Origin of the sequence: Thermomonas fusca DSM 15424 (assembly GCF_000423885.1) — a bacterium.
Lineage (GTDB): Bacteria > Pseudomonadota > Gammaproteobacteria > Xanthomonadales > Xanthomonadaceae > Thermomonas > Thermomonas fusca.
The window spans coordinates 67,697-80,205 of record NZ_AUIV01000001.1; the positions used below are offsets into that span (position 1 = coordinate 67,697).

General features: G+C 67.4%; 14 protein-coding genes. 6 read left to right on the forward strand and 8 right to left on the reverse strand.

What is annotated here, in order from left to right; genetic code table 11:
• Positions 1–4: 4 nt before the first annotated feature.
• A complete protein-coding gene (locus G582_RS0100310; protein WP_028838121.1) occupies positions 5–1,168 on the reverse strand; it encodes an acyl-CoA dehydrogenase family protein in 1,164 nt (387 codons plus the stop codon).
• 214 nt (positions 1,169–1,382) lie between these two features.
• Positions 1,383–2,150: a glycine zipper 2TM domain-containing protein gene (locus tag G582_RS0100315; RefSeq protein ID WP_028838122.1), complete on the reverse strand. Its 768-nt coding sequence runs from the start codon at positions 2,148–2,150 to the stop codon at positions 1,383–1,385.
• Between the two features lie 154 nt (positions 2,151–2,304).
• Between G582_RS0100315 and G582_RS0100320 the strand changes: the two genes are divergently transcribed.
• Both G582_RS0100320 and G582_RS0100325 read left to right on the forward strand, forming a co-directional pair.
• Positions 2,305–2,532: a DUF6116 family protein gene (locus G582_RS0100320; RefSeq protein WP_028838123.1), complete on the forward strand. Its 228-nt coding sequence runs from the start codon at positions 2,305–2,307 to the stop codon at positions 2,530–2,532.
• Positions 2,533–2,536: 4 nt separating this feature from the next.
• Entirely contained in the window at positions 2,537–3,301 is a 765-nt protein-coding gene (locus tag G582_RS0100325) for a TatD family hydrolase (protein ID WP_028838124.1), read from the forward strand.
• A 167-nt stretch (positions 3,302–3,468) separates the two neighbouring features.
• On the opposite strand, the gene G582_RS0100330 is transcribed toward G582_RS0100325, so the two are convergent.
• Positions 3,469–4,266 carry a tRNA threonylcarbamoyladenosine dehydratase gene (locus G582_RS0100330; RefSeq protein ID WP_028838125.1) on the reverse strand — a complete coding sequence of 266 codons (798 nt, stop codon included), beginning with the start codon at positions 4,264–4,266 and terminating at the stop codon, positions 3,469–3,471.
• 219 nt (positions 4,267–4,485) lie between these two features.
• Between G582_RS0100330 and phaR the strand changes: the two genes are divergently transcribed.
• A complete protein-coding gene (gene phaR / locus G582_RS0100335; RefSeq protein ID WP_028838126.1) occupies positions 4,486–4,992 on the forward strand; it encodes a polyhydroxyalkanoate synthesis repressor PhaR in 507 nt (168 codons plus the stop codon).
• 11 nt (positions 4,993–5,003) lie between these two features.
• On the opposite strand, the gene G582_RS0100340 is transcribed toward phaR, so the two are convergent.
• Positions 5,004–5,399 (reverse strand): hypothetical protein, encoded by a 396-nt coding sequence (locus G582_RS0100340; protein ID WP_028838127.1) that lies wholly within the window; start codon positions 5,397–5,399, stop codon positions 5,004–5,006.
• Positions 5,396–6,916 carry a fumarate hydratase gene (locus G582_RS0100345; protein WP_028838128.1) on the reverse strand — a complete coding sequence of 507 codons (1,521 nt, stop codon included), beginning with the start codon at positions 6,914–6,916 and terminating at the stop codon, positions 5,396–5,398. Before G582_RS0100345 ends, G582_RS0100340 begins: the two co-directional genes overlap by 4 nt.
• 69 nt (positions 6,917–6,985) lie before the next feature.
• Between G582_RS0100345 and G582_RS0100350 the strand changes: the two genes are divergently transcribed.
• The gene (locus tag G582_RS0100350; RefSeq protein WP_028838129.1) at positions 6,986–8,839 is read left to right on the forward strand and encodes an ABC transporter ATP-binding protein; all 1,854 of its coding nucleotides are present in this window, start codon (positions 6,986–6,988) and stop codon (positions 8,837–8,839) included.
• Positions 8,840–8,877: 38 nt separating this feature from the next.
• The gene (locus G582_RS0100355) at positions 8,878–10,050 is read left to right on the forward strand and encodes a PQQ-dependent sugar dehydrogenase (RefSeq protein ID WP_083960876.1); all 1,173 of its coding nucleotides are present in this window, start codon (positions 8,878–8,880) and stop codon (positions 10,048–10,050) included.
• On the opposite strand, the gene G582_RS14910 is transcribed toward G582_RS0100355, so the two are convergent.
• Positions 10,039–10,581 (reverse strand): DUF488 domain-containing protein, encoded by a 543-nt coding sequence (locus tag G582_RS14910; RefSeq protein WP_038052256.1) that lies wholly within the window; start codon positions 10,579–10,581, stop codon positions 10,039–10,041. The two genes, G582_RS0100355 and G582_RS14910, sit on opposite strands and share 12 nt — an antisense overlap.
• Before the next feature lie 112 nt (positions 10,582–10,693).
• Between G582_RS14910 and G582_RS0100365 the strand changes: the two genes are divergently transcribed.
• Entirely contained in the window at positions 10,694–11,503 is an 810-nt protein-coding gene (locus G582_RS0100365) for a ferredoxin--NADP reductase (RefSeq protein ID WP_028838131.1), read from the forward strand.
• A gap of 24 nt (positions 11,504–11,527) precedes the next feature.
• Here the strand turns inward: G582_RS0100365 and G582_RS0100370 are convergent, their stop codons facing one another.
• Complete coding sequence (locus G582_RS0100370) at positions 11,528–11,938, reverse strand: hypothetical protein (protein WP_028838132.1); 411 nt, start codon at positions 11,936–11,938, stop codon at positions 11,528–11,530.
• A complete protein-coding gene (locus G582_RS0100375; protein WP_028838133.1) occupies positions 11,935–12,417 on the reverse strand; it encodes a glutathione peroxidase in 483 nt (160 codons plus the stop codon). The genes G582_RS0100370 and G582_RS0100375 overlap by 4 nt, the downstream gene beginning before the upstream one ends.
• Between the last annotated feature and the right edge of the window lie 92 nt (positions 12,418–12,509).

Consider the following 12,509-nt stretch of genomic DNA (forward strand, 5'->3'; position numbering starts at 1 on the left):
CGAATCAGAACGCGTTGATGCCGGTCAGCTCGCGGCCGATCACCAGCTGGTGCACGGTTTCGGTGCCTTCGTAGGTGATGACGGACTCGAGGTTGAGCGCATGTCGGATCGCCGCGTGTTCGGTGGTGATGCCGGCGCCGCCAAGCAGGTCGCGGCATTCGCGGGCGATGTCGATCGCCATCCGGCAGTTGTTCCACTTCGCCAGGCTGACCTGGGCCGGCTGCATGGTCCCGGCATCCTTCAGCCGTCCCAGCTGCAGCGAGAGCAACTGCGCCAGGGTGATGCGACGGGCCATCTCGGCCATCTTGATCTGCGCGCTCTGGGTTGCGGCCACCGGGCGGCCGAACAGGATGCGCTCCTTGGTGTAGTGGACGACTTCGTCCAGGCAGGCGATGGCGGCGCCGATCGGACCCCAGGTGATGCCGTAGCGGGCCTGGGTCAGGCAGCCCAGCGGGCCCTTCAGCCCCTTCACGTTGGGCAGGCGGCTGGAATCCGGCACGCGCACGTTGTCGAAGAACAGCGCGCTGGTGACCGAGGCGCGCAGCGACATCTTGTGCTTGATCTCCTGCGCGCTGAAACCGGGCGTGCCCTTCTCCAGCAGGAAGCCCTGGATGCCGTCGTCGGTCTGCGCCCAGACAATGGCGATGTCGGCCAGGTTGCCGTTGGTGATCCACATCTTGCTGCCGTTGATCACCCAGTCATCGCCGTCGCGCTTGGCGTGGGTCTTCATGTTGGCCGGGTCTGAGCCGCCGTGCGGTTCGGTCAGGCCGAAGCAGCCGATCACCTTGCCCGCCGCCATGTCGGGCAGCCAGCGCATGCGCTGCTCCTCGCTACCATAGGCATAGATCGGGTACATGCACAGCGAGCTCTGCACGCTGACGAAGCTACGGATGCCGGAGTCGCCACGCTCCAGCTCCTGGCAGATCAGGCCGTAGCTGACGCCATTGAGGCCAGCGCAGCCGTATTTTTCAGGCAGCGACGAACCCAGCAGGCCCATTTCCGCGATCTCCGGCACCAGTTCCTTCGGGAAGCGGCCCGCGTCGAAGGCCTCGCCGATGATGGGACGCACGCGTTCGTCGGTGAAGCGCGCCACGGTGTCCTGCACCGCGCGTTCTTCCTCGCTCAGCAGGGAGCGGACGTCGTAGAGATCGTACGGATGCAGGGCCATGTTTTGACGGTCGAATTGGACGAACCGCCATTGTAATCGCGCATGCCGCGCAATCGGTACGTACGATTCGCCAATCCCGCTCAGGCGTAACGACGGGCTTTCCGCAAAAGCCGTGCGTTTCGCCGGCATCGCTATTTTGCCGGCAGCCAAACGCAGGCGGGACCGGATCGCTCCGGCCCCGCCATGGCAACTGGATGGGTTGAACTACGTGGGATCAGCGCAGCGTCGCGCCTTCAGCCGAGGCCGTCTGGGTCACTACCCGGCCATCGATCACCGGCAGCTGCGTGCCCGGATCCTGGTCCATGCGCACGGTGCGCTGCTGCCCATCCCAACGGTAGGTCACGTCATATCCCACCGTCTTCTCGGCATCCCCCAGGGCGATTCGCTCGCCGGGCTTGCTGTCGGTGCGCATGCTGCCGGTGGTGCCGTCGGGGTTGCGATAGGTCACGTTCCACGCCACGGTGCGGGCGCTGGTGGAGGTGCTGTTGACGGTGCGGCAGCGGCGATCGGTGCGATTGACCACCTGGCCGCCGACGTGGCGCCGGTCGACCTCGCGGCCTGCATAGCCACCAGCCACCGCGCCAGCCACGGTGGCCAGCTTGCGGCCATTGCCGCCGCCGACCTGATTGCCGACCAGGCCACCGATGACCGCACCGGCGACGGTGCCGCCGACGTTGCCATCGCGCTCCGGCAGGCGCTCCTGCACCGTCACGTTCTCACAGACCTCACGCGGCGTGCTGGTCGTATTGGATTCCCGGATCGGCTCGCTGCCGATGACGGTGGCGTACAGCGGCTCGCGCTCGGTCACCGGCTTGACGCCAACGACCTCGGCGAAATCGACCTGCGCCCGCGTGGCAGCGCCCCCGGCCAGCGACGGCGCGGTAATTCCCTCGTTGCTGCGGCTGTTCATGTAGCCCGCGGTGGCCACACCGCCAACCAGCAGCGCGGCAAGCGCAACGGCAAGAGTGTTGTTCTTCGGCATGGTGGTTCTCCCGCTGAAAGTTGAGTGGTCCCTGTTCCGCGACCGATTGCACCACGGGCAATCTGAATCGACCCCGAGCAGGCCGGCATGGCACCGGGCTGCGTTCAGCTTCACACACGCGATGTTTGCACCGCGTGCATGCTAGTTTCCGGACATGGCCAATCCCCTTGTTTCGCCGCTGATGCGCTGGTTCGGCAGGCTGAGCTTCCCGCGCCTGTTTCTGCTGGCTGCCGCGCTGTTCCTGCTCGACCTGGTGGTCCCCGACTTCATTCCGTTCGCGGACGAGATCCTGCTGGGCCTGGGCACCTTGCTCCTGTCGCGCTGGAAGAAAAAGCCGGGCACGCTCCCGCCCCCCATTGAAGGGCGCGCAAGCCGGCGCTGATGGCCTGATGCGCCTGGTCGACAGCCACAGTCATTTCGATGCCGCGGAGTTCGACGCCGACCGCGCCGATGCGCATGCGCGCGCGCTGGCGGCAGGCGTGCGCGTGCAGATCGTGCCCGCCGTGGACGCTGCAGGCTGGCCCAAGCTGAAAGCCGTATGCGCGCAGTTTCCCGGCCTGCACCCTGCCTACGGCCTGCACCCGATGTACCTGGCCGAGCATCGCCCGGAGCATCTGCACCGGCTGCGCGACTGGATCGAGCGCGAAAGGCCGCTGGCGGTCGGCGAATGCGGACTGGACTATTTCGTCGAAGGGCTGGACCCCGGGCGCCAGCAGCACTACTTCGACGGGCAGCTGGCGCTGGCTGCCGAATTCGACCTGCCGGTGATCGTGCACGCGCGCCGGGCGGTGGACGCGGTGATCGCTGCCGTCCGCCGTTTTCCGGGCCTGCGCGGGGTGGTGCACAGCTTTTCCGGCAGCGCCGAACAGGCCGCGCAACTGCACAAGCTCGGCTTCCTGCTCGGCATCGGCGGGCCGGTCACCTACCAGCGCGCCAAGCGCCTGCGCGCCACCGTTGCGGCCATGCCGCTGGAACAACTGCTGCTGGAAACCGACAGCCCCGACCAGCCCGGCGCCGCGCATCGCGGCCAACGCAACGAACCCGCGCACCTGCCGGAAGTCCTCGACATCGTCGCCACGCTGCGCAACGCAACGCAGGATGAGATCGCCAGTGCAACGAGCGCCAACGCGCGACGGCTTTTTGCTCTGTAAGACGCGATCGACTGCAGGCCTTGCCGGGCCTGGCGCTCGCAACCAAGCGAGTATCGGGGAGCGACTTGCGAGCGTCAGGCCCGGCAAGGCCGTCCGGAACCGAACCCGTATCCGCGACAACGGTCGAACCAATCGGCCCGCGGCCCGGCTGCGGGCCAAAACAACACTCAACCCTGCTTCGGCGGCTTCAGCAGCATCTCCATCGCCTTGCCCACCGCCGCGAACGCGAACGCGCCGGTCACATGGGTAGCAGCGCCCAGGCCCGCGCCGCAGTCCAGCTTCAGCGCCTCGTCCCTGCCCAGCTGCGGGCGGATGCCGCAGACGCTGCCGTCGGCCTGCGGATAGCGCACGTTCTCCAGCGAATACACCGCCGGTACGCCGAAATAGCGGTCGTGGTTCTTCGGGAAATTGAACTCGCCGCGCAGCTTCTTGCGGATGAGCGACAGCATCGCATCGTGCTCCGTCCGCGAAAGATCGCGCACCCGGATCTGGGTCACGTCGCTGCGCCCGCCGGCCGAACCCACCGCGATGAGCGGCTGCTTGCGGCGGCGGCAGTAGGCGATCATCTCGACCTTGGCACGAAAACTGTCGCAGGCGTCCAGCACCAGATCGACGGGCGTACCCAAGAGTTCCTCCAGGTTCGAAGGCGTGAGGAACAGCGGCTTCAATTCAAGCGCAATTCCGGGATTGATCGCGCGGCAGCGCTCGGCCATCGCCTCGATCTTGGCGCGGCCGTACTGCCCTTCCAGTGCCGGCAACTGGCGGTTGGTATTGGAGACGCACAGATCGTCGGCATCGATCAGGGTGAGCTTGCCCACGCCGCTGCGCGCCAGCGCCTCCACCGCCCACGAACCAACGCCGCCGATGCCGACCACGGTGACGTGGCAACCCGACAGCCGCGCCAGCGTGCCGCTGCCGTACAGGCGGTCGATGCCGCCGAAGCGGTCTTTCAATACGGTTTCCATCGCGCAAGTTTAATCGGGCGGCCCGGGGCCCACGCGTTCCGGCCACCATCCGGACCGTGGCGACCGCGCCTGGGCCTCAGCCGCGCGCGATGTCGGGAAACACCGTGAAATCCGGGATTTACGGAAAAATTTCCGGCAACTCCGACGCGCCTCCCGGGAGTTGCAACCCGTGCTGCGCTGCGCCATGCTGGCTGCAGTGCCGTCCAGAGTCCGTGCTCAATGTCCGCGATCCGCGTCATCAAGAAGTACCCGAACCGCCGCCTCTACGACACCGAGATCTCCAGCTACATCACCATCGAGGACGTGCGCCAGCTGATCGTGGACGGCGAATCCTTCGAGGTGCGCGATGCCAAGACCGGCGAGGACCTGACCCGGCAGGTGCTGCTGCAGATCATCACCGAACACGAACAGGACGGGCAGCCGATGCTGTCCACCCAAATGCTCAGCCAGCTGATCCGCTTCTACGGCGACTCGCTGCAGGGCTTCATGGGCAACTACCTGGAACGCTCGATGCAGCTGTTCCTGGAACAGCAGCAGCAGTTCCGCTCACAGATGGGCGGGATGCTGGGGCAGACCCCGTGGACGATGCTGAATCAGCTGACCGAGCGCAACATGACGCTGTGGAAGGATTTCCAGCAGAACCTCGGCAACGGCCTGGGCAGCGCCACCGCCGCGCCCGCCGCCAAGGACAGCGACAAGGCCGGGAACACGCGCAAGCCGCGCTGAGCGCGGGCGCCTCAATCCCCGTAGCGCAGCCAGCGGTGCGCGGCGTCCACGTCCGAGAAGATACGGATGGTGATGCCGCGCTCCAGGCACAGGATTTCGCCATGTTCGCTGCCCTGGATGTCATCCAGCAGCTCGACGAAGGCGATCCGCACCGCTGCCAAGCCGGCATCGACCATCGAATCGATGACCTGCGGCACATCGGCGACGTCGACGGTCGAATGCAGCTCTTCCAGCACCAGCATGCGGGTGGCACCCACCGCGCGGCATTCCTCGCCAAGCATGCGCCACATCGCGGTCGACACTTCCAGCGAGTCGGTGCCGTCGAAGACGTGCGCGCGCAGGTAGCCGGGCTCGCCGTCGTAACGGATCCGGAATCCCGGGCCGTCGACGACGCGGGAGTTGCTCACGTAACCACCGCCAACGGGATCTTGCCGATCTTCGCCTGCCATTCACGCGGCCCGGTCTGGTGCACCGAGGTGCCGCTGCTGTCCACCGCCACCGTCACCGGCATGTCCTTGACCTCGAATTCGTAGATCGCCTCCATGCCGAGGTCGGCGAAACCGACCACGCGCGCCGCCTTGATCGCCTTCGACACCAGGTAGGCCGAACCGCCGACCGCCATCAGGTACACCGACCGGTGCTTGCGGATCGCCTCCAGCGCCGCCGGGCCGCGCTCGGCCTTGCCGATCATGCCCAGCAGGCCGGTGGCGCTGAGCACCTGCTCGGTGAACTTGTCCATGCGGGTTGCGGTGGTGGGGCCGGCCGGGCCGACCACCTCGTCGCGCACCGGATCGACCGGGCCGACGTAGTAGATGAAACGCCCGGCCAGGTCGACCGGCAGCGGCTCGCCCTTGTTGAGCATGTCGACCATGCGCTTGTGCGCGGCGTCGCGGCCGGTGAGCATCTTGCCGTTGAGCAGCAGCACCTCGCCCGGCTTGAAGGTCTGCACTTCCTCGCGGGTGATCGTGTCCAGGTTCACCCGGCGCGCGTTCTGCGGGCTGTAGGTGAGCCTGGGCCAGTCTTCCAGCGAGGGCGGGTCCAGCATCACCGGGCCGCTGCCATCGAGGGTGAAATGCGCGTGGCGGGTAGCCGCGCAGTTGGGGATCAGCGCCACCGGCAGATTGGCGGCATGGGTCGGGAAGTCCTTGATCTTGACGTCCAGCACCGTGGTCAGGCCGCCCAGGCCCTGCGCGCCGATGCCCAGCGCGTTGACCTTCTCGAACAGCTCGATGCGCAGCTCTTCCACACGATTTTGCGGCCCGCGCGCGATCAGCTCCTGGATGTCGATCTCCTCCATCAGCGATTCCTTGGCCAGCAGCATCGCCTTCTCGGCGGTGCCGCCGATGCCGATGCCGAGCATGCCCGGCGGGCACCAGCCCGCGCCCATGGTCGGCACGGTCTTGAGCACCCAGTCGACGATGGAATCGGAGGGGTTGAGCATCGCGAACTTGCTCTTGGCCTCGCTGCCGCCGCCCTTCGCCGCCACGATCACCTCGAGCCTGTCACCGGCGACGATCTTGGTGTTGATGACGCAGGGCGTATTGTCCTTCGTGTTGACCCGCTTGCCCGCCGGGTCGGCCAGCACGCTGGCGCGCAGCTTGTTGTCAGGATCGAGGTAGGCGCGGCGCACGCCCTCGTTGACGGCATCTTCCAGCGAGCCGGTGAAGCCTTCCCAGCGCACGTCCATGCCCACTTCCAGGAACACGGTGACGATGCCGGTGTCCTGGCAGATCGGGCGGTGGCCTTCCGCGCACATGCGCGAGTTGATCAGGATCTGCGCCATCGCGTCCTTGGCCGCGGGCGACTCCTCGCGCTCGTACGCGGCAGCAAGGCTCTTGATGTAATCGACCGGGTGGTAGTAGCTGATGTACTGCAACGCGTCGGCGACGGACTGAATCAGGTCGTCCTGCTTGATGATGGTCACGATGGCGTCAATGCGAGGGGGCTTGGGGGTATTTTACGACCAGTCGCCCCCACCATCTGAACGCCCACGATGCCGACCCCTCCCCCGCAGCCGCGGCTCGACCTGCGCCAGCGTTTCGACGCGATGCGCAACCTGCGGCCGTTCCTGCGCGAAATCTGGAACACCAGCCGACCGCTGACGCTGGCCGCCATCGGCCTGCGCCTGCTGCGGGCGCTGCTGCCGATCGCCACGTTGTACATCGGCAAGCTGATCATCGACGAGGCGGTACGCCTGATCGGGCTGGGCCTGCCACACGAGCTGGCGTCGGCCTGGCGCTCCGGCCAGCTCGACCACATGGTCCTGCTGTTGGCGCTGGAGCTGGCGCTGGCGATCAGCTCCGACCTGCTGGGCCGACTGGCCGGCTACGTCGATGCGGTGCTGTCCGAGCTGTTCACCAACGCCACCAGCATCCGCCTGATGGAACACGCTGCGCTGCTGGACCTGGAGGATTTCGAGGACGCCGACCTGCAGGATCGGCTGGACCGCGCGCGCCGGCAGACGGTGGGGCGGATGAACCTGCTCAGCCAGCTGTTCGGGCAGGCGCAGGACGCCATCACCGTGCTGACCTTCGCCGCCGGCCTGCTGGCCTACGCGCCATGGCTGATGGTGCTGCTGGCGGTGGCGCTGGTGCCGGCCTTCATCGGTGAATCGCACTTCAACGCGCTGAACTATTCGCTCAATTTCCAGTGGACGCCGGAGCGCCGCCAGCTGGAATACCTGCGCCAGATGGGCGCCAGCGTGGAAACCGCGAAAGAGGTCAAGATCTTCAACCTCAACCGCTTCTTCATCGAGCGCTTCCGCACGCTGTCGACCAAGTTCCTCGAAGCCAACCGGGCGTTGGCCGGCAAGCGCGCGCTGTGGGGCACGCTGCTGGCCACGCTGGGCACCCTGGGTTATTACGTTGCCTACGGCTACATCGCCTGGCGCACCGTGCGCGGCGACTTCTCCATCGGTGACCTGACCTTCCTTGCAGGCAGCTTCCGCCGCCTGCGCCAGCTGCTGGAAAGCCTGCTGAGCGGCTTCTCGCAGGTGGCGGGACAGGCGCTGTACCTGGACGACCTGTATTCGTTCTTCCGGATCGAGCCGGAGATCGCCAGCAAACCCGGTGCCATCGCGGTACCCGACCCGATCCGCAGCGGCTTCGTGTTCGAGGACGTCGGCTTCCGCTACGAGGGCAGCGAACACTGGGCGCTGCGCGGCCTGAGCTTTACGCTGCATGCCGGCGAAGTGCTGGCGCTGGTGGGCGAGAACGGGGCAGGCAAGACCACCCTGGTGAAGCTGCTGGCGCGGCTGTACGACCCCGACGAGGGCCGCATCCTGCTGGACGGACGCGACCTGCGCGACTACGACCTGGACGACCTGCGCGCCAATACCGGGGTGATCTTCCAGGACTTCGTGCGCTACCACCTGACCGCGGCGGAGAACATCGGCGTGGGCCAAATCGACGCGATGGGCGACCGCGAACGCATCGAGCGTGCCGCGCGCAAGGGCCTGGCCGACGAGGTGGTGGCGGCGCTGCCGAACGGCTTCGACCAGATCATCGGCCGCCGCTTCAAGCAGGGCGTGGACCTGTCCGGCGGGCAGTGGCAGAAGATCGCGATCGCCCGCGCCTACATGCGCGACGCACAGGTGATGATCCTCGACGAACCCACCGCGGCGCTGGACGCGCGCGCCGAATTCGAAGTCTTCGAGCGCTTCAAGGAGCTGTCGGCCGGCAAGACCGCGGTGCTGATCAGCCACCGCTTCAGCAGCGTGCGCATGGCCGACCGCATCCTGGTGCTGGCCGATGGCCGGGTGGAAGCCAGCGGCACCCACGAACAATTGATGGCGCAGGGCGGACGCTATGCGGAGCTGTTCGAATTGCAGGCCGCCGGCTACCGTTGACCCGCCACCCCGCGCCACCAAGAGAAGGAGTACCCGCCATGCATCGAACTTCCCGGTTCCTGCTCTCCCTCGCGCTGCCGTTGGCATTGAATGCCTGTGCGCGGCCCGTGCCCGCCGCCGGGACCGCCGCACCGCAGACCGAAGCTTCCAAGGCCGGCGAACTGCGCATCGAAACGGTGGCCAGCGGGCTGGAGCACCCGTGGGCGGTGGCGCTGCTGCCGGACGGCAGCTTCCTGGTGACCGAACGACCGGGCCGATTGCGGCGGATCTCCGCCGACGGGACGGTGTCAGCGCCACTCGTCGGGGTGCCGGCCGTATTCGCCGAAGGCCAGGGCGGATTGCTGGATGTCGTGCTCGATCCCGGCTTCGCCGGCAACCGGCGCATCTGGCTGAGCTACGCCGAACCCGGCCGGGACGACACCGCCGGCACCGCCGTCGCCACCGCCACCCTCGGCGATGCCGCGCTCTCCGACCTGCGCGTCATCTATCGGCAGATCCCCAAGCTCAAGGGGCCGAACCATTTCGGCTCGCGCATCGCCTTCGACGGCAACGGCCACGTCTTCATCAGCCAGGGCGAGCGCAACCAGAAGGAACTCGCACAGGATCTCGAAGTGCTGCAAGGCAAGCTGGTGCGGCTGAATCTCGATGGCAGCCTGCCCGCCGACAACCCGTTCGCCGACGGCGTCGGCGTGCGCCGCGCGATCTGGAGCTATGGCCACCGCAACATGCAGGGCATGGCGGTGGACCCGCGCAGCGGCCGGCTGTGGCAGAGCGAACACGGCCCGCGCGGCGGCGACGAGATCAACCTGCCCGACGCGGGAAAGAACTACGGCTGGCCGATCATCAGCGACGGCATGGACTACCTGACCAACCGGCCGTACGCGGAAACCCGCGGCCGCGAGGCACCCGGCATGGAGCGCCCCTATCACGTCTGGGCGAAGTCGCCGGCGCTGTCGGGCATGGCGTTCCTGGTGGGCCATCCGCAAAGCGCGTGGAACGACAGCCTGCTGCTAGGCGCGCTGGCCGGCCAGAGCCTGATCCGGCTGCGCCTGCAGGGTGACCGCATCGTCGCCGAGGAGCGCCTGCTGACCGACCTGCGCAGCCGCATCCGCGACGTGCGCGTGGGCAAGGACGGCAAGGTTTACGTGCTGACCGACGAGAGCGACGGCCAACTGCTGCGGCTGCTGCCGCCGGCCGCATCAAAACAGTGAAGGCTGCGGCCGCGGATAGCACAGCACCCCGTCCACCATCACCGCGTCGGGATTGAGCAGGTGCGGCTGGGCATTGCCCGGCCCCAGCAAGTGCAGCACCGTCCAGCCGCGGGCGACGAAATCATCGGCGATCAGCCGGCGGTGGCAGCGCCACCACACTGCTTCGGCGCACATCACGCAGGTGCGCTCGCTGCACGCCGCGGCCATCAGCGCCTCGCGCGCGTCGATGTACTCGGCGCTGGCCAGATGGTCGGCATAGGCGCGGAAGGCATCCACCCGCCACGCGGTGTTGGGCGAATCCGGCGCAGCCTTGCGCCGGCCGCCCAGCGCTGGCAGCGGCCAGTAGCGGATATCGGCAGCAGCCAGCGCCGGCGGCAGCGTGTCGCGCGAGAACTGCGGGTTGCGGCGCGAGCCGGCAAAGCGGCGCACATCCACCAGCTGCATGATCCCGGCTTCGGCCAGCATGGATTCGAATTCCGCCCACGGCCGGTTGGAATGGCCAATGGTCCAGAGCGTGTCAGTGGTCTGCATGGCCCCAGCATGTCCCGGACCATGAAAAATCCGGGTCAATTTGTCCCGGATCAACCGCCATGCTGCCTCGCCACGTAAAATAGGCGGCTACCCCGCAGCTCTCCCCACGCGCATGGCCTCCCCCTTCGGCACCGAAACGGTGCTCGATGTCCGTCATTGGACGGACGCCTACTTCAGCTTCACCACCACCCGCGACGACGGCTTCCGTTTCGACAACGGCCAGTTCGTGATGATCGGGCTGGAAGTGGAACAGCCGGACGGCAGCCGCAAGCCGCTGATGCGCGCCTATTCGATCGCCAGCGCCAACTGGGAGGAGCAGCTGGAGTTCTTCAGCATCAAGGTGGCCGAAGGCCCGCTGACCTCGCGCCTGCAGCACGTCAAGCCCGGCGACACCATCCTGATCGGCCGCAAGCCCACCGGCACCCTGCTGATCTCGGACCTGCACGCCGGCCGCAACCTGTACCTGCTGGGCACCGGCACCGGGCTGGCGCCGTGGCTGTCGGTGATCAAGGACCCGGAAACCTACGAGCGCTTCGAGCGCGTGGTGCTTTGCCACGGCGTGCGTGGCGCCGAAGACCTGGCCTACCGCGACTACATCGAGCGCGAGCTGCCCAACCACGCGCTGCTGGGCGACATGGTCGGCGACCGCCTGCTGTACTACCCGGCGGTCTCGCGCGAGGCGTTCGAATACCGCGGCCGCGACCATACCGGCCGCATCACCGACCACCTCGACCAGGGCCGGATCGCCGCCGCGCTGGGGCTCGACGCGCTGGACCCGGCTTTCGATCGCGCGATGATCTGCGGCAGCCCGCAGATGCTGGCGGATTTCCGCGCCATTCTCGATGCGCGCGGCTTCAGCGCCTCGCCGCGGATCGGCAGCGCCGGCGAATACGTGTTCGAGCGCGCGTTCGTCGAGAAATAACCACCGGCGCCGGCCGCTGCGGCGCTAGTCGCCGCCGTAACGCAGCCAGAGCCGGGCTTCCGACTCGTTGGCGAACATGCGGATCCGGTAGCCGCGCTCCAGCGCCAGCTGCTCGACGTATTCGATCCGCGATATCTGATCGACGCGGGCCTCGACATAGGCAATCCGCACCCGTTCCAGGCCCAGCCCGGCCACGCCGTTGAAGAAGCGCGCCAGGTCCGCATCGTCCATCACCTCGCCGGGCAGCGCGTCGAGCACCAGCAGCGCGCTGGCACCGCTGGCAGCCACCCTGTCGGCGATGTGCCGCCAGTATTCGCGGGTCATCTCGAGGTTGTGCTCGGCCGCAACCTCGCCCAGCAGCTGCACGGTCAGCAGCGGCGGCTGGTAGTCGAACTCCAGCCGATAGCTGCCGCCGGCCAGCGTTTCCCGGGTCATGCCAAGGCGTCCTCGATGTCGCCGGCCAGGGATTCCGGCTTGTCGGTGGGCGCATAGCGCGCCAGCACCCGGCCATCGCGCCCGACCAGGAACTTGCTGAAGTTCCACTTGATCGCGTCGATGCCCAGCAGGCCGCCCTTCTCCTTCTTCAACCACCGCCACAATGGATGCGCACCGGCGCCGTTGACCTCCACCTTGGCGAACATCGGGAAGCTCACGTCATAGGTCAGCGAGCAGAAATCGCGGATCTCGTCGGCATCGCCGGGTTCCTGGTGGCCGAACTGGTCGCAGGGGAAGCCCAGCACCACCAGCCCGCGCTCGCGGTACTCGCGCCACAGCGCCTCCAGACCCGCGTACTGCGGGGTGAACCCGCACTTGCTGGCGACGTTGACGATCAGCAGCACCTGCCCGCGCCACTGCGACAGCGGCTGCGGGGTGCCATCCAGGCCGATGGCCTCGAATTCGAATGCGGTAGACATGGGCGGCTCGATCGCGGCAACGCAGTGCAGGGGGATCGACCCAGCCTATCCGCAAACCGCGGGAAATCAATCAACCGTTGGCCATACCTGAG

Excerpts from the sequence above, each read along its gene's own strand:
- G582_RS0100310 (WP_028838121.1), bottom strand. The coding sequence starts at position 1,168 with ATGGCCCTGCATCCGTACGATCTCTACGACGTCCGCTCCCTGCTGAGC.
- G582_RS0100315 (WP_028838122.1), bottom strand. The coding sequence starts at position 2,150 with ATGCCGAAGAACAACACTCTTGCCGTTGCGCTTGCCGCGCTGCTGGTT.
- G582_RS0100320 (WP_028838123.1), top strand. The coding sequence starts at position 2,305 with ATGGCCAATCCCCTTGTTTCGCCGCTGATGCGCTGGTTCGGCAGGCTG.
- G582_RS0100330 (WP_028838125.1), bottom strand. The coding sequence starts at position 4,266 with ATGGAAACCGTATTGAAAGACCGCTTCGGCGGCATCGACCGCCTGTAC.
- phaR (WP_028838126.1), top strand. The coding sequence starts at position 4,486 with ATGTCCGCGATCCGCGTCATCAAGAAGTACCCGAACCGCCGCCTCTAC.
- G582_RS0100350 (WP_028838129.1), top strand. The coding sequence starts at position 6,986 with ATGCCGACCCCTCCCCCGCAGCCGCGGCTCGACCTGCGCCAGCGTTTC.
- G582_RS0100355 (WP_083960876.1), top strand. The coding sequence starts at position 8,878 with ATGCATCGAACTTCCCGGTTCCTGCTCTCCCTCGCGCTGCCGTTGGCA.
- G582_RS14910 (WP_038052256.1), bottom strand. The coding sequence starts at position 10,581 with ATGCAGACCACTGACACGCTCTGGACCATTGGCCATTCCAACCGGCCG.
- G582_RS0100365 (WP_028838131.1), top strand. The coding sequence starts at position 10,694 with ATGGCCTCCCCCTTCGGCACCGAAACGGTGCTCGATGTCCGTCATTGG.
- G582_RS0100370 (WP_028838132.1), bottom strand. The coding sequence starts at position 11,938 with ATGACCCGGGAAACGCTGGCCGGCGGCAGCTATCGGCTGGAGTTCGAC.
- G582_RS0100375 (WP_028838133.1), bottom strand. The coding sequence starts at position 12,417 with ATGTCTACCGCATTCGAATTCGAGGCCATCGGCCTGGATGGCACCCCG.